This is a genomic window from Acinetobacter sp. TUM15064, from assembly GCF_008980265.1.
GTDB lineage: Bacteria > Pseudomonadota > Gammaproteobacteria > Pseudomonadales > Moraxellaceae > Acinetobacter.
This window is the reverse complement of the sequence record NZ_BKFU01000028.1, coordinates 1-20,025: the sequence shown is the minus strand read 5'-3', so window position 1 is coordinate 20,025 and position 20,025 is coordinate 1. Positions and strand designations below refer to the sequence as shown.

Sequence of the window (20,025 nt, the reverse complement as noted above, 5' to 3'; positions counted from 1 at the left end):
CGTAAAAACAGTTTAAGATATTGTTTTATTTATTTTAAATATATTTCTATTATTAGCTAGTATTACTATTCATTGGTCAAATCACGAGATAATATCAAAATCATTTTTATTTATGCGATCTGTGCCTACTGCGCAGAATCCGAACCGTTTAAACGCTACTTTTTATAAAAAATTTAACTGACGATGTTGTTGCAATTCATCTAACGAATTAATGCTATGAAAAAACAGTGCATGATTTTTGAAACGTGCCACTTGTGGGTGCAAATCTGCAAAGCACTGTCTTAAACTGCGCTGATTTTGTTCAAGGTGGCGAATCAAAGTCGGTAAGCTACTGCGTTTTACCAAACAAAATGGATATAAAGCACGTTCATTCATTTCAACGATCGCCACACCACAATTTGGGTCTTGTTGCATCGCCTGATGTAAGCGTGAAAATACTTTTTTCGGAATGAAAGTCACATCACAGGGTACAAACAGTACATAATCTGATTGTACATGCGCCCATGCACTTTTCATCCCCATTAATGGGCCTTGGAAGCCTGTTTCATCATCTTCAAAAAAGCCAATGGATGGAATCAATCGTTCATAAATGGAATGGTCACGGTGGCTATTCACCCACACTTTTGTTGCCCGTGATTTTAACTGTTGATGAATTTTTATGAGCTGGATTTCGTCATCAAACTTTTGTAGCAGTTTATTAATGCCGTTCATACGACGTGCTTGTCCACCTGCTAAAATCACAACGTCAGTGTCAGGATACGTCACCAGTTTAAATATTTTTCTTTTCATTATACATCCTCAGTTTGACATGCCTTAATCAACCCTCGAATTTCAGGTAAACATGAACCACAATTTCCACCGGCCTTTAAACATGCAGTGACTTGTTTTTCATCGGTGATATTTTTTTCTTTAATGGTCTGAATAATTCTATTTTTACCCACTTTAAAACAACTACACACCAACGGTCCTTCACTTTGTCCCATCGACATTGCTTGACCAGCTAACAATGCCTTACGATGCATTGCGCTTAACCGCTCACGCTTAAAGAGACTTGCAACCCAATCCCGGTCTGGTAACAATGCTTTCGGAGCAATATAAAGGCTCGCAATGAGATGTCCCTCTTGTAACACCACACTATGACTGATGTGCGCTGTTTGATCTTCTAAATTCAGCCATTCAAAGCTTTCATCTTCAAAAGGAAGTAAGCTCTTTAACTTCTCTGTCGTTTCAGTAAAACGATGGCGATCTGCTAACTCATAGCGCACTGCTTTGGCTGTTTGAATCTTTGTCCACCATACTGTACTTTCAATGGTTTTCTGAACGATTTTTTCAAAGCCTTTACGTACATAAAATACCCCTTGCCATTGGGTATAAAAGGGTTGAATCATCACAGGCGTATGTTTAAATTCAGGTTCCCCTGAAATAGCATCCACCACAGGGTTTACGACTTTACCTATACGTGCATCTGATGCAAATTGATCATTCCAGTGAATCGGTGCAAAAATTTGTCCCCGACGAATATTATCACTCACTGTGGCACGTAATACACAGTTCCCCCAAACCGATTTGATTTCAACTAACTCTCCATCTTTGAGTCCATATTTCAATGCATCGTTAGGGTGAATTTCACAATATGGCTCTGCTTTATGTGTACTTAAGTTGGCTGATAAACCTGTACGAGTCATGGTGTGCCATTGATCTCGAATTCGGCCTGTATTCAGTACCAATGGATATTCACTGCAAGTTTTATTAACTGCACCAACAGCAGCCGTTGCAATAAATTTTGCTTTACGATCCGCATGACTAAACTGCCCTGTTTCAAATAACTGAGCAACAGCACCATCTTGTTGATTTTTATTTTGAATAGGCCATTGAACTGGCTCAAGATATTGATATTCAGTAAATGAAAGATCACTTAAACCTTTCAAATTGAAATAGCGAAAAACCTCAGACGCCGAACACTGACCCAGTCCCGCATTTTGATAAGCTGAAAGCTCTGCGTGTTCCTTGAAAATGTCATGGCTACTTTCAAAGTCAAAACCACTAAAGCCCAGCTTTTTAGCCACTTGAGAAACTGACCACCAATCTGCTTTGGCTTGTTCTGGGCAGTCCAAAAAGGCACGTTGTCGTGAAATACGACGCTCTGAATTGGTGACTGTACCATCTTTTTCTCCCCACCCAAGAGCAGGCAATAACACATCGGCATATTGCGTGGTATCTGTATCTTTGCAAATGTCTGAAACAATCACAAACTCACATTTTTCTAGCGCACGTTTTACCTGATCAGCATTTGGTAAACTCACGACAGGGTTGGTCGCCATAATCCAAATGGCTTTAATTTTCCCTTCCTCAACCGCTTCGAAAAGGTCAACAGCTTTTAAACCCACTTGTTTCGCAATTGTCGGGCTTTGCCAAAACTGCTGTACCAATTGTTGGTGTTTTTGATTATCCAAGTCCATGTGTGCCGCAAGCATATTTGCAAGACCACCAACTTCACGCCCACCCATCGCATTCGGTTGTCCTGTCATTGAAAACGGCGCAGCGCCCAACTTGCCAATTTTTCCAGTCAACAAATGACAATTAATAATACTATTGGCCTTATCTACCCCACGTGAAGATTGATTTACCCCCATTGAAAACAAGCTCATTACTTTGTCTGTTTGAGCAAATTTTTCAAAAAATAAGGTCAATTTCTCCGCTGAAATTCCTGTACGCTCAATCAAACTTTCGATCGAAAACTCAGTTTCACTGCTGATAAGCGCAGCGTCTAAGCCTTGGGTATGCTTTGCAATAAAATCGGTATCGGTATAATGATTGGTTGCCAAATACTGCAATAGACCATTGAACAAAGTAACATCTTGACCCGGCAAAATTGGCAAGTGTAAATCTGCTGCCTCACAAGTAGCAGTAAACCGTGGATCAATCACAACGACAAAAAGATCTCTTTCTTCTTTAGCTTTCATTATGCGCTGATACAATACAGGATGGCACCATGCTGTATTTGAACCAACCAGAACCACCATATCAGTATGTTCAAAATCACGATAACTAGCAGGAACTAAATCTTCCCCAAAGGCACGTTTATGTGCTGCTACCGCTGAAGACATACATAGTCTTGAATTGGTATCAATATTGGCTGTACCAAGATAACCTTTTACAAATTTATTGACCACATAATAATCTTCTGTCAACAACTGACCTGAAACATAAAAAGCAATACTTTCAGGACCATATTGATCTATATAGTGTTGGAATTTATCAGCAATTAAATCAGTTGCAGTATCCCAATCTGTTTGTATTCTCGATGTTTTTTGGATACACGTATCTAAATCTTTTTTGCGGCCTAACATTGGGTGTAAAACCCGTGTCTCTAAGCCCACTGTATCGGCTAAATTACTACCTTTGATACACAGTTTTCCGTAATTTGATGGATGATTTAAATCCCCCACCACAGACACTTTTCGCCCTAAAGCAGTTTCTTCAACAGTTGCAGTTACTCCACATCCCACACCACAATAAGGGCACGTCGTTTGTGTCGTTTTAATCATTTTTTCTGTGGAGCTATGCAGTTCCATTACAGGGATACTATTCATAGAAACTCCTTAATTTTGAAATATACAATTTGATTCATTACGACGACGTCTTTGCAAGAAAGTTAATTTTCAGGAATAAACTTCGGTTAGACCTACTTTTCTTTGTAGAAGAGTAGGCAAAACCTAAGATGCGACTAAAACAACGCAAGATCCGCAAACTCATTGCATCCGTCATTTACCTAAAAGTCCGCAGAAACATTCGTTTCCATGTTTGCTATCAACTCAAACAATAGTAGATAACGTTTCCGCGTATCGAGCTTCAATACATTAAAAGGTTGGGTTTTGATCACCCTGCTATTTTTAATGCAAAATCTTTACCAAATAACAATTTATTGCGAATTGATGAAATTGGCGTTTGATCCGAAATAAGTTCTGCATACCAAGCTCCATCTTCCGTGTCACCAAATAGAACTGCACCAATCACCTTATCCTTTTGAATAATAATGCGTTTATAAATCTGACGCTTTTCATCATTTAAAATAATATCTTCAAAATCATCTTTCGGTTCAAAATTGCCTGCTGAGAACACATCACAACCGCTGACTTTTAATTGAGTCGGTACTGTTGGCGCTTTAAACGTCAAGCTGCCGTGCTCAGCCAAATGCGATGCACAAATAAACGCTTGCCCCCAAAGTGGCTCAACCAAGCCAAAAGTCTGGTTACGGTGTTCGATACATTCACCTACCGCATAAATACTTGGGTCATACGTTTGCATGGTGTCATTCACCAAGACACCTCGGTTACAGCGGAGACCTGCACTTTGTGCTAAGGCCATATTAGGACGAATACCTACAGCAAAAACCACTAGGTCTGCATCTAAAACTGTGCCATCTTTCAAACGAACCTGTGTCACATGACCATCCACCCCAATCAAAGCTTCAGTATTCGCCTCTGTAATGATTGAAATGCCCTTTTGTTCGATACTATGACGTAACATTTGGCTCGCTTTACTATCTAGCTGACGCTCCATAATGCGATCCATCAAATGCAACACCGTCACATTCATACCACGCTGTTTTAGGCCATACGCCGCTTCCAAACCAAGTAAACCACCGCCAATCACCACAGCATTCTTTTTAGATTTACTGTATTCAAGCATAGTATTCACATCGTAAATATCACGGAAACTCAGCACACCTTTTAAATCCGAACCTTGCACAGGCGGGATAAATGGTTTTGAGCCTGTCGCTAAAATCAAACGATCATAATCTACCATCACGCCTTTTTCGGTATAAACTTGCTTACGTGGGCGGTCAATACGCACTGCTGGGTCGCCTGCAATAAAGCGAATATTTTTATCGCTATACCATGCATGTGGATGCAACATGATGTCATCAATAGTCTTATCACCAGATAGAACAGGTGATAGCATGATGCGGTTATAATTACCCCATGGCTCTTCACCAATCACCGTCACTTCATAACGATCTGGTGCCATATCGAGTAAATCCTCTAGGCAACGCATACCTGCCAAACCGTTCCCCACCAAGACCAACTTCATTTTTTCCTGAGAAGTACCATTATTGGTGATATAGGTTTTTTGTGGCGTTGGGCTAATGAGTACACGGCCATTTTCAATCTTGCTTGGGAAAACCAAAAGTTTTTGATCTTTATCTTCCAAACAACGACCTGTTGCTAAACTAAAATGTTGCTTATAAATAGGCGACGCAATAACACGCTCACCTTGTAAATCACCAATGATGCCACGTGACATCACAAAAGCTTTACTAAACGGATCTTGGTTGCTCAAAGCATAAACACGCTTTTCACTGCCTACCCGAAAAATTGCAATTTGTTGGTCTTCGAGTAGCGCACCTACACCTGTATTTGGCGTAATATCATCCAAGGCGCAAATATCCAACCAATCCAGTTCATTCATATCTTTTAAAATTGTCATCATCTTTATCCTTTTAAACTTTTTCATCCCCTCTCTATATTTTCTTTTAAGAGAGCACTAGAGAGAAAAGTTTGAATACCTTAATTTGTTAAGCTTCAACCACAGGAATACGGCTACTATCACGTTCCGCTTCAGTTTTCGGACGAATTTGTCCACGTACAGAAGCAAACTGAATATGCGGATCTTGTTGTTGTTCAGCTTTTGCATTGATAAAGGTGACAAAACGCTTACGCACCTCTGGGTCTTCAACCGCAGTACGCCACTCATCCTGATACGTTCCAACCACATGGCTCATGCGATTCTCAAGTTCAGTAGCCAGACCTAAAGAATCATTTACAATAACGTCTTTTAAATAATCTAAACCACCTTCCATGTTGTCACGCCATACTGATGTACGTTGGAGACGATCCGCAGTTTGGATATAGAACATGAAGAAACGGTCGATGTATTGAATCAGCGTTTGTGTATCTAAGTCTGAAGCCAATAATTCTGCATGACGTGGTTTCATCCCACCGTTACCACAAACATATAAATTCCAGCCTTTCTCGGTTGCAATCACACCCACATCTTTACTTTGCGCCTCAGCACATTCACGTGTACAACCCGAAACTGCCATTTTTAATTTATGTGGTGAACGTAAGCCTTTGTAACGATTTTCAAGGAAAATCGCTAAACCAACAGAATCATCAACCCCATAACGACACCATGTACTGCCAACACACGACTTCACCGTACGTAGTGATTTACCGTAGGCATGTCCAGATTCAAAACCAGCGGCAATCAACTTTTCCCAAATTTCTGGCAATTGGTGAATTTGAGCACCAAACATGTCAACACGTTGACCGCCTGTCAGTTTGGTATATAAACCGTATTCTTTGGCAATTTGACCCACTGCAATCAAACCATCTGGTGTCACTTCTCCACCCGCCATACGAGGTACAACCGAGTAAGACCCGTCTTTTTGGATATTTCCTAGATAGTAATCATTACTGTCTTGCAGACCAGCATGGCTTGGTTTTAAAACAAAATCATTCCAACACGATGCTAAAATATTTGCTGCAGCTGGTTTACAAATATCACAGCCTAAACCATGACCATGTTGTTGAATCAAATCATCAAAGCTTTTGATTTCATTCACTCGTACCAAGTGATACAACTCTTGGCGTGAATAAGCAAAGTGTTCGCAAATATGGTTATTTACAGTCACGCCTTGGCGTTGTAATTCAGATTTTAATACTTGCGTCACTAACGCTGCGCATCCGCCACATGCTGTTGCCGCTTTAGTGCATTTTTTTAGAGCTCCTAAAGACGTCGAACCCTCTGCAATTGCGCTACAAATATCTGCTTTAGACACGTTATTACATGAACAAATCGTTGCACTGTCTGGGAGCAGATCAACACCACTTCCACCCGTTTTTGCTGAAGATTGAGCATAACCTGGCATGATTAAGCTTTCAGGATTCTCTGGAACTGCTAATCCATTCAGCATCATTTGTAATAAGTCGTTGTACTCTTTTGCACAACCCACCAGTACTGCGCCTAATAATTTCGTTTTTTCGGCATTCACAACAATCTTTTTATAGACCATCGTGTCTTCATCTGCATAGAAATAGCTTAGTGCATTCGGTGTCATCGCATGCGCATCCCCGACAGAAGCGACATCTACTCCCATAAGCTTCAATTTGGTGCTCATATCTGCACCCGCAAACTCTGGACAAGCTTGTTCTGTCACATGTTTTGCTGCAATACGTGCCATGTCGTAGCCTGGAGCAACCAAACCGTAGATCTTGTTATTCCATAATGCACATTCACCAATCGCATAAATGTCAGCATCAGAAGTTTGACAATAATCATTAATGACAATACCGCCACGCTCGCCAACAGCCAAACCGCTTTGACGCGCCAATTCATCACGTGGACGAATCCCTGCTGAAAACAACACAATATCTGTTTCAAGTTCAGAGCCATCTCCAAACTTCATCACGTGTGTAGCATTAAGACCATCTTCGATGGATGATGTTGCTTTTTGGGTATGAACTTTTACCCCAAGATTCTCAATTTTAGAACGTAAAACTTTACCGCCTAAATCATCAATTTGAACCGCCATCAAGCGTGGTGCAAACTCAACCACATGTGTTTCCAAATCTAAATCACGTAGTGCCTTAGCCGCTTCTAAACCGAGTAATCCACCACCAATCACCACACCAGACTTTGCGGTCAGACTTGCTGCGCGAATTGCATCTAAATCTTCAATGGTGCGATATACGAAACAGTTTTGACGATCATTTCCTGGGATTGGAGGAACAAAGGCATAAGAACCCGTTGCGAGCACCAACTTGTCATAACTGATCACATCGCCATGATTCGTGGTGATCAATTTATTTACTGTATCAATTGCAGTTGCTTTAGTCGCTAAGCGGAGATCTATACCATAAGCATCAGCAAAGTCCGCACGACATAAGGTCAAATCTTTTGCAGATTTACCTGTAAAATATTCAGTTAAATGTACACGGTCATACGCTAAACGTGGCTCTTCTGCCAAGATCGTAATTTCAACATCATCACCTGCATGTTCTAGCACAGATTCAATGAATTTATGCCCTACCATGCCATGACCAATCATCACTAATTTCATATCAATTCTCCTTAATTCCTGTTGTTATTTTGGCTTAAACGCTTTGTTTGATTACAGTTGAAGCATTTTGCTCCACGCTATTTCGCTCAAGTAACGCAGCTTCAAATAACTTTTGCTCTTTCTCTTTGTGTTCTACGGAGAAACGAATCATGAGCACACAACTTGCGGCGATGACGACCAAGCCACCTAGAATCATGAGTGTGGTTTGAATATCCAACATCCCTTTAAGTAAGAAGCCTGCAGCCACAGCACCAACGTTACCACCAGCACCGATAATGCCTGCGACACCTCCCAAAGCATCACGGTCAATGAATGGAACCAATGCATAGGTCGCACCACAAGCCATGTGAGTAAACAATGCAAATACGGTCATTGCGAGAATGGCAAGGACTGCTGTATTCATTTGTGAAAATACGATTAAGAACAGACCTTCCATCAAGATCATTGCAAATAGAACTTTAGTACGACCATCTAAGCCTTTTTTAGTTGCAATTTTGTCTGAAACAATGCCACCAAATGCACGGGCAAATAGAGCCAGTAAGCCGAAGATGCCCGCAGCCATACCTGCTTCTTTTAAACCAAATTTAAAGTGATCTACGTAGTACATTGCGACGATGTTATGAATGAAGATTTCGATACCAAAACATGCAGCATAAGCACCAAACAAAATCCAAACACGATAGTTTTTTGCAGCATGCATCAAAATAGCCACACCGCCTTTTTTATCAGAACCAACACTTACACCATCTGCACGCAGTTCTTTAAAGTTGCCTTGTGGACAGTCTTGTGTAAATTTCCAATACATCAAACCGACAATCAGCATCAATATGCCTGGAACAAGTAATGCAATTCTCCAGCCCATAGATTGCTCAACACCAAACATCACTAAAGCACCAAGCATCAATGGCATAAGTACTTGTGTTGCACCTCCACCAGCATTCCCCCAACCTGCTGCCGCCGCATTTGCAGTTCCAACTACATTTGGTGCAAACATGATGCTAGTGTGATACTGAGTGATGACAAAACTTGCACCAATTGCACCGATAAGCAAACGAAAGAAGAGGAATGACTCATAGCTATTTGCTGAAGCAACGCCAAAAACTGGAATACTGCCTAGGATAAGAAGTGCTGTATATGTTTTGCGTGGACCGTATTTATCACACAGTGGACCTACAATCAGACGAACAAGAATGGTGATGGCTACGGCTGCAATATTAATATTGGCGATTTGATCTTTTGTGAGATGAAATTCACCTGCTATAACAGGCATCAATGGCGCACAGGCAAACCATGCAAAGAAGCAGACAAAAAAGGCGAGCCAACTCATGTGGAAGGCTCTCATTGCTGCGCCATTGAAACTAAAAAGACTTATTTTTGTTGCTTTTTTAGCATTTAAATTTGAAGACATAACCTTCTCCAGACAGAACTGAGCGTATTGTTTTTCCACAACACAAAAACTTGTGGTGTAGAAGCGATCAGAACGGACGTCGTTGGCCGTCTTACAAATTTGATTTAGAGTCGTCTTTGACTCGATTAAGATTAAGCAATGATTGTGCCAACATTTAAATAAACTAGTTAATATAATGATTTTTATTGTTTTTTATAATTAGAATACTTGCACTATAGCCAATATCAGCCCGTCCTTTTCAAGAGGCAACTTCATGTTTTTTCAACTTCTTAACGGCGTGATCACTATTGGTGCATTTTGCATTATCGCTGAGCAAACAACGAATTTTTGAATTGTCTCTGTGCTCTCTAGTGGGTCTCACGTTACTCTTCAAAAGTAATTTGTACTTCAAGCTGTATATTTTAATTTGTGTTAGGCTTCTATTTCATCCAATGTGTTTAAACAGGCTTGTTTAGACAAGCAACTCAGATACATATTTTTCTTTGATTAAAGTCTTTTTTACTCGGTATACACAGCTTATAGCGAATCTCTACGTAAAAAATTGACTCACCAATCTGAGATAAAGCTGGATTTTCATACATTTGGCATTTAAATTGCTAGCACAATTTTAGATCCCATTTTTCAGGTTTACCTGAGCACTGTACAGCATGCCTAAACTGAAAATCGCTTTGATTGACGACAATCAAGAACGCGCACAATTTATTCGTACATCCCTTATCGAACATGATTTCGATGTAGTTGCCTGCCTGATTATAGATCACTTGAATATTAATCGCCTTGAGCAATTAAATGCAGACGTTATTTTATTAGATATGGATCACCCACAACGGGATATTATTGAAAGTTGCGTGAGTCAGTTCAACTTACCTACTGTTTTATTTACTAAAAACAGCCATAAAGACACGATTAAAAGTGCCATAGATGCGGGTGTTACAGCTTATATTGTGGATGGTATAGACCCGTCAAAGTTAAAAAGTATTTTAGAAATATCTATCGAGCAGTTTCGTAAACACAAAAAGTTACTTTCCGATTTACAAGATACTAAAAATAAACTTGCAGACCGTAAAGATGTAGAGCGTGCAAAGGTATTACTTATGCAACTACACGACCTGTCCGAAGATGATGCTTTTCAGCTACTACGTAAAAATGCCATGAGCCATCGTATGACTATTGGTGAAATGGCAAGACGACTGTTGGATGCTCAACAGCTTCTACAATCTCAATTCAAGGACTAAGGCATGGCTCATTTAGAAAAGACGCAACTTCAACTGGGCTATATTCCGCTTTTAGACTGTGTTGCTTTATTATGGGCAAAACAACGCGGTTTTTTTGAAGAAGTCGGTTTAGATGTAAGCTTAGTCAAAGAAGCTTCTTGGGCAAGCTTAAGAGACCGTTTAGCTTTTGGTTTTCTCGATGCAGCCCATTGTCTATCTGCGATGTTACCTGCGGCTGCACTGGCGCAGGATCAACTCGGTATTCCACTACAAACACCGCTTGTTCTGAGCTATAACAGTGCATTTATCAGTTTGAGCCAAAAGCTCTGTTATGCACTAAACATTCAAAAAAATGACGATGCAGCAGTGACTGCACATAAATTTTATACTGCAATGCAGCATAAACAACAGCTGGCTATTGCACATGTCTTTAAGCAATCTATCCATCATTATTGCTTACGTGAATGGCTGGCATTGGCCAATCCTGATTTTGCGAAACATGTTCAACTACGTACACTTCCCCCACCCTACATGGTAGAAGCCATTTCAAATCAGCTCATTGAGGGATTCTGTGTCGGAGAACCATGGAACACTCAAGCTGAAATTCAAGGTTATAGCCAAATTATTGCAACTGGAACAGACATTATTCCGCGGGTTGCAGATAAGGTTTTGGCAGTCACGCAAGAATGGGCCATATCCAATCCAAATACACTTTCAGCCTTAGTCCAAGCTATAGAAAAAGCCCAAGATGAACTCAAAAAAATGGAAAATTTTGAAGCTGTATGGCAAGTTCTGGTCGATTACAACATCATTCGTTTCCCATGTTCTGATAGTGTACATGTTGAAAAATATTATCTAATTCAAAGTATTATTCGCGGCTTTATTAGAGAACATGCTTTGCCACAAGTTTCAGACTTCATTTGGCTTACCGAGCAAATGCAAAAATGGGATGATGTGGATTTAAATAATGATGAAATCCGCAGAATTAGTGATAACTGTGTCATTTCACCAAAACTTAATTTTTAAATTATTACGAAATGTAAACCGAGTTGTAATTACGCACCATTTTAAAACATCTATTTTAAATAATATTATGAAGTAAATCTAAGACCTAACTTGACCGACTTTTTAAAGGAAATCTTTCCTTGGCTTCTGTCTATCTGGCCTTGCTATTTACTTAAACTTAAAGCGATGTAAGCTATTTTTTCAAACATGAAAACAATAGATAAATGAGTCATGATGACTACTGATACATAGAACATCAAACTAACCGATGAATAACGGAGGTGAATTATGTTTACCGAGGAAAATCGCCATGTATCTTTATTGCATGCGATTAATAAAATACTGATTAAAGACTGGGACCCACTATGTATTTATCGTAATCCAGCTCTACAAGATGAATATGAAGAATACTTACCTAATTTATTTCGCTTTATCTGTGAAAAATCCAGTGAAACTGAGATTTTTGAGTATTTATGGTGGATTGAAAATAAAGTCATGGAAGTCAAAGCCAATAGAACACACACGATGAAAATTGCTCATTTATTGAAAAATTTACAAGAAACTTAGTTGATCATTGTGCAATGATAAATCAGCACCTAAAGCAAAAAACCGCACAATGCCAAAAGCAAAGTATTGAGTTTATTTCAAACCAGCAAAACCACTTAGGCAGGGCTGGTTTCCGTGCACTTTAATGCTTCACGGCCACCACAAATCAAATATCGTTGCTGTGTAGCGATATCTTTATATAAGCTGACACATGATCAACGGCGCCAAACTTTTATGGTCCTGCACTAAAGTGGCAAATAAAAATGGCCATGATCAGCAATACTGACCATAGCCACGTGATATTGATTGCTAAAATAATCAACCAACATCGGCAAATCGAATATACGTACTTAGAATGATCCGCCATATACATTACAGCTTGCGATACATTTGACCACACAGCACCAATATAGATCAGTGCGAACTAGCCTTTAGATCGAAGTTAAACCGTTTAATCCATTTCGCATCAGACTCAACTCGTAACATATAGCCTTATGCAACGTGTTTTTTCACCAGTACTGCACCAACAGAATAACCCGCACCAAATGAGCACAGGATACCATATTCACCATCATTAACTTGGTCTGCTGTGCGGTGCAACGCAATGATGACCCCCGCTGACGAGGTATTTGCAAACTCATCTAAAATGATTGGCACTAAATCGGGTTGAGCATGTTCTTTGCCCACAACCAATTTTAAAATCAATTCATTCATACTGGCATTGGCTTGGTGCAACCAGAAACGTTTCACATCAGTCGGTGCAATATTGTTTTTCTCAAGCTGCGCTGTAATCATTTTGGCAACCAGTGGACAAACTTCTTTGAACACTTTACGACCGTCTTGAGCGAAACGATTATTTTCAATGTCTGCATCGACTTCACTTAAGTTTAGGAAACCAAAGTTATTGCGGATGTTATTTGAAAACTGTGTGAATAAGTTAATGTCTTCAATTTCAAAACCAGTTTTGCTATCGGTTTCTTCAATGATTGACGCCGTTGCGACATCACCAAAGATAAAATGGCAGTCACGTGAACGGTAGTCGGTATGACCAGAGGTGATTTCGACATTCACCAATAATACACGGCGTCCGCCTGCTTTGATTGCATCATAGGCTTGTTTAATGCCAAAAGTTGCTGCCGAACATGCCACGTTCATGTCGTAGGCATAGCCTTGAATACCAAGTGCAGTTTGAATTTCAATTGCAACAGCAGGGTAAGCTCGTTGTAAGTTTGAGCATGATAAAATCACGACATCAATATCTTCTGCAGTTACGCCTGCATTTTCCATCGCTTGTTTCGCTGCGATCACGCCCCATTCGGCTTGAATCGAGAGTTCATCATTTGAACGCTCATGTAACAATGGCCGTAAACGCTTCGGATCTAAGATCCCTGTCTTCTCAACCACATAACGACGTTTTACACCAGATGCTTTTTCAATGAACTCTGCGCTTGACCCACGACGGGCTTCCAACTCGCCCGAAGCAATTTTGTCAGCATTGTCTAGGTTATACTGTTCCACATAAGCATTTAAACTTTCAACTAACTCTTCATTGGTAATGATGTCTTCAGGATGATAAAGACCCGTACCTGTAATGCGGATGCCCATGTAAAACTCCTTCTTTAAATTACCTATAGTTTAACTGATTCCAAGTTTTTCCCATACTTTTTGCAAGCGAGTCGGAGAAATGGGCATCTTTGTTTTCATCGGCTGAGAGAATAAAGAAATCCGAAACTCCTCAACCATGAAATACAATTCTTTAAGGCGAGTGTCATTTTTAAACTTAAATAATTTTTCCATCCACGGGTCAACTTGATCAATGGCAGAATTATCCCTCTGTAGGTTATTGGGCAGGCGCTCCAAACGCAAGACCAATGCTTTCAAATAACGAGGAAATTCAAGCCAAATATCGGAAGATTTTACGTAAACAAAGTTTGATAAGCACATCAAATCTAGCTGATCTTCAACATCATCAATATTTTTCCCAAACACCGCATCATCTAAAACCAACAACTTTCGACGTATATCCTGCCATTGGATATAGATCTCTGTCACATCTGCCAGTGCTTTTTGCCCCTGAGTCAGAAAAGTTTTTTTGACATTTGCAACTAAGTTTTCAAACTCTTGTGCATTGACCGGCAGTTCATTGATCGACATTTGCAGTGTGGCATAAACCAGCATTTGTTCCAATTTTGCCTTATCACCCAAAGGTGAATACGCCAATGCCAACGGTTTGGAAATTTGCTTTTTCAACTGGCGGACCAAATCTCCCAGCTGTATATGTACCAAACGAAGTACACCCTCGCGGTGCTGTTTAGTTGCCTCAGCTTGATCATTAAAAGTCTGAATCACGACACCAGACTCATCCTTTTGTTCCAATGCTGCAAATGCTTTGGTTGGGACTAAAGCTTGATACTGCTTCACCACCACACCCGTGACTTTTTGTGACGCTTCAAACACAAAACTTTCAGGGAAAGTTTGGAACTCTCCTTTGAGTTGTTTGACTGGGCTATGGGTTTCCGTTCGACAGCGCGCTTTTAACTCAGACAAATCACGACCTTGTTCAATCACACGGCCTTTGTCATCAATGACTTTAATCAATGGCAACAAATACTGTTCAACCCGCTCAAAACTAAAGTCTTTTTCAGTGATTTGTTCGCCACGTAATTGGAAGGCTAAAAAACTAAAAATATGCTGCTGCAAATGCATGGCATCTACTTTCACCATTAGCTTTGCAGCTGTATCTGGGATAGGCACTAAGTGACGACGTTTATCTTTAGGTAACGCTTTGAGTAAAGCCTCTATTAAATCCTGACGCCAACCAGGTATGCCCCACGACCACAAGTTTTCATCCACCTGAGGCAAGGCTTGCAACGGGATTTTCACCGTTGCACCATCTTCGTCATGGCTTGGATCAAAACGGTAACTGGCCGCAAGGCGCAGTTCACCATTACGTAAAAAATCGGGAAATTGCTGTGTGGTTGGACGGTCGTTCATCCACAGCGAATCATCATCAATAAATAAATAACGTGGGTTTTGTGGTTCAACCGTTGCGCGCCAGTCTTCAAAACTACGACGGCTTGCAACCTCTTCAGGCACTTTAGCCGCATAAAACTGGTAAATGGTTTCTTCATCCACCACCAAATCACGGCGGCGTAGCTTATCTTCGACCCGCTCTACCTCTTCAAGTTTAAGCAGGTTGTGTTTTAAAAATGGTGGTGTAATGCCCAAATGCCCTGTCGTCAGTGCATCTCGAAGGAAAATTTCATGTGCCGCAACATGGTCGACTTTTTCATAATTGATCTGACGTTTTGGTTCAATAATTAAGCCAAATAGTGAAATTTGGTCATAGGCATTAACCACGCCTGCTTTTTTCGACCAGTGCGGCTCAAAATAGTGGTGCTTCAGCAAATCACCTGCCGCAAGCAAAATCCACTCAGGTTCAATTTTTGCCAGTGTCCGAATATAGACCTGTGAAGTTTCCACCATCTCAAAAGCCATGACCCAAGGCGTATTGGTCTTATGTAAGGTAGATGCTGGAAAAATGCGAGCCTTTTGCTGACGCACCGCCATAAACACATTGCGTTCATCGGTTTTATTGGCAATAAAGGACAGTAGACCTGTTAAAAGCGCACGGTGTAAATTTTCATAATTGGCTTTTTTCTCATTAAAAGACAGCTTTAAGCCCTTTGCCAAATCAACCAATTGCTCATGAGTTTTCTTCCACTCACGTAAACGCAACCAGCTTAAAAAGTGATTACGGGCAAAAGTACGACGTTTGTTTTCACTCATGTCTCGGTTGGCAACCAGTGCTTCCCAAAGTTTAAGATAGAACAAAAAGTCAGAATCGGCTTCACGGAACAACGCATGTTTTTGATCTGCCTGCATTTGTTTATCCGCAGGGCGTTCACGTGGGTCTTGTACTGCCAAAGCGGCAACAATCACCAAGACCTCATTCAACACACCAAAATGTGCCCCGCCTAAAATCATACGGGCCAGACGTGGGTCAATTGGCATTTTGGCCATCTGTTGACCGATCTTGGTTAAATCTCCTTTACCTCCCCCTTTGGAAAAGGGGGATTGAGGGGGATTGTCTTCAGATGAATCCCCCCCAACCTCTCTTTGTAAAACAGGGGCTTTACCTTTCTCCGTCATTGCCCCAAGTTCAACCAACAACTTACGACCATCGTTAACTAAACGATGATCTGGCGGCTCAATAAAATCAAAATCTTCTAACGCACCCAGCCCTAAACTTTGCATCTGTAAAATAACTGAAGCTAAGTTCGTTCGCTTAATTTCAGGTTCGGTAAACTCAGGGCGACTTTGAAAATCTTCCTCAGAATACAAACGAATACATACACCTGGGGCAATACGACCACAACGGCCTTTACGCTGGTTTGCCGCTGCTTGCGAAACCGCTTCAATCGGTAAACGCTGTACACGTGAACGATAGTTATAGCGAGAAATACGCGCAAAACCACTGTCAATCACATAACGAATATTGGGTACAGTCAGCGCTGTTTCTGCAACGTTGGTGGCGATAATAATGCGTCGCCCGCCACCCGATGGATTAAAGATTTTTTGTTGCTCAGCCAAGGCCAAGCGCGCATATAAGGGTAAAATTTCTGTATGCCGCGGCCCATGCTTTTGCAAAGTTTCTTGTAGCTCACGAATCTCTTGTTCGGTACTGGCAAAAATTAAAGTATCAGCATATTCAGGATGACCTTTTTCTTGTGCATCCCGAAAACATTCCTCTACAGCTTGCACTACGGCACGCGGCAAATTTTCTTCAAAGTCATCAAATTCATCATCATCACTACCGACAATACTCATTTCAGAGACAGGACGATAGCGCAGTTCAACTGGAAAACTACGACCTTCTACTTCAAAAATAGGTGCGTTGTTAAAGTACTGACTAAAACGGTTTACATCTAAAGTTGCCGAAGTGATGATGACTTTTAAATCTTTACGGCGGGGCAAGAGCTGTTTGAGATAACCCATGATAAAGTCAATATTGAGCGAACGCTCATGTGCTTCATCAATAATAATGGTGTCGTATTTATTGAGATAACGGTCATTGGCCAGCTCTGCCAGCAAAATACCATCAGTCATTAAACGGACAATAGAGTCCTGCGATCCTTGTTCATTGAAACGAACTTTAAAGGAAATCGACTCGCCAAGTTTTTCACCAACTTCTTCCGCAATACGCTGGGAAACACTACGTGCGGCCAAACGACGTGGCTGTGTATGACCAATCAGACCCGTTAAACCACGACCCGCCAACATCGCAATTTGCGGTAGCTGCGTCGTTTTACCCGAACCCGTCTCCCCTGCAACGATAATCACTTGATGCGCTTGAATGGCATCAATTAACTTATCCGCATATTGTGTAACAGGCAGGTCTTGGTTGAGTTTAATATTTGGTATGCGTTGAATACGCTCTAAAACTTTTAAATGTGACTGTTCAAATAATGCTTGATATTGCTTTTCGTTGGCATCTTTTCCTTTTTTGAGTCGGTTTAAACGATGACGGTCTTTGACCATCACCAATTGCTCTATATTTAAAGGACGCTGCACAGAAAAAATACCTACATCAAAAACATCAATCGCTTAGTTTACGTGGTAATACAACGAAGCGAAAGTACAGCCTAATTTTTTTAATTTTAACTTTTTTCAAATATCCCCTTGAATTTTAAGCCTAAGGACATCATGTCTGTAGACGAGTTGCGGAATAGATGATTTTGTCATTTAGTCATCATATTTATCATGCTAAATGAACAGAATGATCAGATTCGCTGAGATAGTCTGGAGTAAGATTCGGTTTTTCCGATTCTTGTAATGTAAAAATACTGTTTCAGCAATAACAAAAATTTCGATACCCTATAGAGCATTAAATACAAACCCCAATCATGGAGACAATGATGAGCTTAATTAATACTGAAGTAAAACCATTCGCAGCTACTGCATATCACAACGGTCAATTTGTTGACGTAACTGAAGCAGATCTTAAAGGCAAATGGTCTGTAGTATTCTTCTACCCAGCTGACTTCACTTTCGTTTGCCCAACTGAACTTGGTGACCTTGCTGACAACTACGCTGAATTCCAAAAATTAGGCGTGGAAATTTACGGTGTTTCTACTGACACTCACTTCACTCATAAAGCTTGGCACGACACTTCTGAAGTTATTGGTAAAATCCAATACCCATTAATCGGCGACCCAACTTGGACTCTTTCTAAAAACTTTGACGTTCTAATCGAAGCTGCTGGTCTTGCAGACCGCGGTACTTTTGTCATTGATCCAGAAGGCAAAATCCAAATCGTTGAAATCAACGCTGGTGGTATTGGTCGTGATGCTCAAGAATTACTTCGTAAAGTTAAAGCAGCTCAATACGTTCACGCTCACCCAGGTGAAGTTTGCCCAGCTAAATGGAAAGAAGGCGAAGCAACTCTTGCTCCTTCAATCGACCTAGTAGGTAAAATCTAATCTAAATTAGATTGAACACATAAAAAACCACGCTTTTTAGCGTGGTTTTTTATGTCCAAGATAACAGTACAATATGACAAGAAAGAGAAAGCATAAAACAATAAATACCTATCCTTTTACGTCTTACATGATTCATGACTAGAATTCAGTGTCTGTACCCGCTACAGTAGAATGAATACATGTAACACATTGAAGAAAAAAGATGACTTATCAAGTTCATATGATTGATGTGAAAAATCAGCTCCAAAACTACATTTGGTTGCTAGAACACACCACATCAAAACAAGTCACAGTAATTGACCCAACAGAAGCGGGATTAGTTGAAGAATATTGCACTAAACATGGTTTAAGCATTGCTCAAATTTGGCTGACTCATTGGCATAAAGACCATATTGGCGGTGTCGCTGACCTGATCGCAAGTCGAAATATTCCTGTGTATGGACCACGGGAGGAATTATCAAAAATTCCTTTTATCACCCATGCATTGATGGATGATGACTACTTTGCATTTCATGATTTACATGTCGATGTTTTAGCCGTTCCTGGTCATACACTGGGCCATATTGTGTACTTTATCGAATCCATCCAAACTCTATTTTGCGGTGACACCCTGTTTGCTATGGGCTGTGGGCGAGTGTTTGAGGGCACACATGAGCAGATGTACCATTCACTCAATCGTTTAGCAGCTTTGCCAGCCGACACCAAAGTCTATTGTACGCACGAATACACGCTCTCTAACGCGAAATTTGCCAACCATGTCGAACCAGACAATATTGCCATTCAAGAGCGTTTAGATCATGTAGAAACCATGCGCTATTTGGGTCAATGTACGCTCCCGAGCAGTATTGAAATCGAACTTGAAACCAATCCTTTTTTACGTACAGAAAACGTTGAAGAGTTTAAGCGACTGCGCGATCTGAAAGACCATTTTTAAATCGCCCCCCTAGAGAGACTGCTGACGAGTGCAGTCTCTACTTCATACCAGAGGCTCTCGTCAGACAAGCCTAAACACTCCGATAATGTCTAGAGATTTTCTCTTGAATTCAACGCTCAGTTGGCGCTGTTACCATGAGCTTTTAATCTGTCAAAATTTCCACAGAAATAATTTCAACTCACACGATGCTAAACGCAAATGATCATCACAAAGACAGAATGATCCTACTTTTTCAAAACATCCCAGCTTTGAAAAAAATCATTACATTTCTATTCGCTACAAAATATTTCTAGCTCTCATTTTAGCAATAT

The 20,025-nt window shown here is 40.6% G+C and carries 12 protein-coding genes; 5 read left to right on the top strand and 7 right to left on the bottom strand.

From position 1 onward, the window contains the following. Window positions 1–162: 162 nt before the first annotated feature. From GBI16_RS10015 to GBI16_RS09995, 5 genes are all read right to left on the bottom strand, one after another. Window positions 163–789, bottom strand: coding sequence for a molybdenum cofactor guanylyltransferase (locus GBI16_RS10015; RefSeq protein ID WP_151707012.1), 627 nt, complete (start codon window positions 787–789; stop codon window positions 163–165). Beyond that, window positions 789–3,593, bottom strand: coding sequence for a nitrate reductase (locus GBI16_RS10010; RefSeq protein ID WP_151707011.1), 2,805 nt, complete (start codon window positions 3,591–3,593; stop codon window positions 789–791). Before GBI16_RS10010 ends, GBI16_RS10015 begins: the two co-directional genes overlap by 1 nt. 286 nt (window positions 3,594–3,879) lie before the next feature. Continuing rightward, window positions 3,880–5,490: a nitrite reductase small subunit NirD gene (gene nirD / locus GBI16_RS10005; protein WP_086208373.1), complete on the bottom strand. Its 1,611-nt coding sequence runs from the start codon at window positions 5,488–5,490 to the stop codon at window positions 3,880–3,882. Between the two features lie 88 nt (window positions 5,491–5,578). Next, on the bottom strand, window positions 5,579–8,125 hold the full coding sequence (nirB, locus tag GBI16_RS10000; RefSeq protein WP_086208374.1) for a nitrite reductase large subunit NirB: 2,547 nt from the start codon (window positions 8,123–8,125) through the stop codon (window positions 5,579–5,581). A 34-nt stretch (window positions 8,126–8,159) separates the two neighbouring features. Further along, window positions 8,160–9,533, bottom strand: coding sequence for an MFS transporter (locus GBI16_RS09995; RefSeq protein ID WP_086208375.1), 1,374 nt, complete (start codon window positions 9,531–9,533; stop codon window positions 8,160–8,162). Between the two features lie 647 nt (window positions 9,534–10,180). On the opposite strand from GBI16_RS09995, the gene GBI16_RS09990 reads away from it, so the two are divergent. The 3 genes from GBI16_RS09990 to GBI16_RS09980 all read left to right on the top strand — a co-directional run bounded on the left by GBI16_RS09990 (window position 10,181) and on the right by GBI16_RS09980 (window position 12,319). Then, the gene (locus GBI16_RS09990) at window positions 10,181–10,768 is read left to right on the top strand and encodes an ANTAR domain-containing response regulator (protein ID WP_119063497.1); all 588 of its coding nucleotides are present in this window, start codon (window positions 10,181–10,183) and stop codon (window positions 10,766–10,768) included. A gap of 3 nt (window positions 10,769–10,771) precedes the next feature. Beyond that, a complete protein-coding gene (locus GBI16_RS09985) occupies window positions 10,772–11,773 on the top strand; it encodes an ABC transporter substrate-binding protein (RefSeq protein ID WP_086208377.1) in 1,002 nt (333 codons plus the stop codon). 267 nt (window positions 11,774–12,040) lie between these two features. Then, window positions 12,041–12,319 (top strand): hypothetical protein, encoded by a 279-nt coding sequence (locus GBI16_RS09980; RefSeq protein WP_086208378.1) that lies wholly within the window; start codon window positions 12,041–12,043, stop codon window positions 12,317–12,319. Window positions 12,320–12,790: 471 nt separating this feature from the next. Here the strand turns inward: GBI16_RS09980 and GBI16_RS09975 are convergent, their stop codons facing one another. Beyond that, a complete protein-coding gene (locus GBI16_RS09975) occupies window positions 12,791–13,903 on the bottom strand; it encodes a beta-ketoacyl-ACP synthase III (RefSeq protein ID WP_119063498.1) in 1,113 nt (370 codons plus the stop codon). Window positions 13,904–13,933: 30 nt separating this feature from the next. After that, window positions 13,934–17,872, bottom strand: coding sequence for an ATP-dependent RNA helicase HrpA (gene hrpA / locus GBI16_RS09970; RefSeq protein WP_151707010.1), 3,939 nt, complete (start codon window positions 17,870–17,872; stop codon window positions 13,934–13,936). 344 nt (window positions 17,873–18,216) lie between these two features. On the opposite strand from hrpA, the gene ahpC reads away from it, so the two are divergent. Together ahpC and gloB are read left to right on the top strand one after the other, a co-directional pair. Beyond that, window positions 18,217–18,780 (top strand): alkyl hydroperoxide reductase subunit C, encoded by a 564-nt coding sequence (ahpC, locus tag GBI16_RS09965; protein WP_004982189.1) that lies wholly within the window; start codon window positions 18,217–18,219, stop codon window positions 18,778–18,780. A 202-nt stretch (window positions 18,781–18,982) separates the two neighbouring features. Next, window positions 18,983–19,714, top strand: coding sequence for a hydroxyacylglutathione hydrolase (gloB, locus tag GBI16_RS09960; RefSeq protein ID WP_119063499.1), 732 nt, complete (start codon window positions 18,983–18,985; stop codon window positions 19,712–19,714). Window positions 19,715–20,025 lie beyond the last annotated feature (311 nt).

Excerpts from the sequence above, each read along its gene's own strand:
- GBI16_RS10015 (WP_151707012.1), bottom strand. The coding sequence starts at position 789 with ATGAAAAGAAAAATATTTAAACTGGTGACGTATCCTGACACTGACGTT.
- GBI16_RS09990 (WP_119063497.1), top strand. The coding sequence starts at position 10,181 with ATGCCTAAACTGAAAATCGCTTTGATTGACGACAATCAAGAACGCGCA.
- GBI16_RS10010 (WP_151707011.1), bottom strand. The coding sequence starts at position 3,593 with ATGAATAGTATCCCTGTAATGGAACTGCATAGCTCCACAGAAAAAATG.
- GBI16_RS09975 (WP_119063498.1), bottom strand. The coding sequence starts at position 13,903 with ATGGGCATCCGCATTACAGGTACGGGTCTTTATCATCCTGAAGACATC.
- ahpC (WP_004982189.1), top strand. The coding sequence starts at position 18,217 with ATGAGCTTAATTAATACTGAAGTAAAACCATTCGCAGCTACTGCATAT.
- gloB (WP_119063499.1), top strand. The coding sequence starts at position 18,983 with ATGACTTATCAAGTTCATATGATTGATGTGAAAAATCAGCTCCAAAAC.
- GBI16_RS09995 (WP_086208375.1), bottom strand. The coding sequence starts at position 9,533 with ATGTCTTCAAATTTAAATGCTAAAAAAGCAACAAAAATAAGTCTTTTT.
- GBI16_RS09980 (WP_086208378.1), top strand. The coding sequence starts at position 12,041 with ATGTTTACCGAGGAAAATCGCCATGTATCTTTATTGCATGCGATTAAT.
- GBI16_RS09985 (WP_086208377.1), top strand. The coding sequence starts at position 10,772 with ATGGCTCATTTAGAAAAGACGCAACTTCAACTGGGCTATATTCCGCTT.
- nirD (WP_086208373.1), bottom strand. The coding sequence starts at position 5,490 with ATGACAATTTTAAAAGATATGAATGAACTGGATTGGTTGGATATTTGC.
- nirB (WP_086208374.1), bottom strand. The coding sequence starts at position 8,125 with ATGAAATTAGTGATGATTGGTCATGGCATGGTAGGGCATAAATTCATT.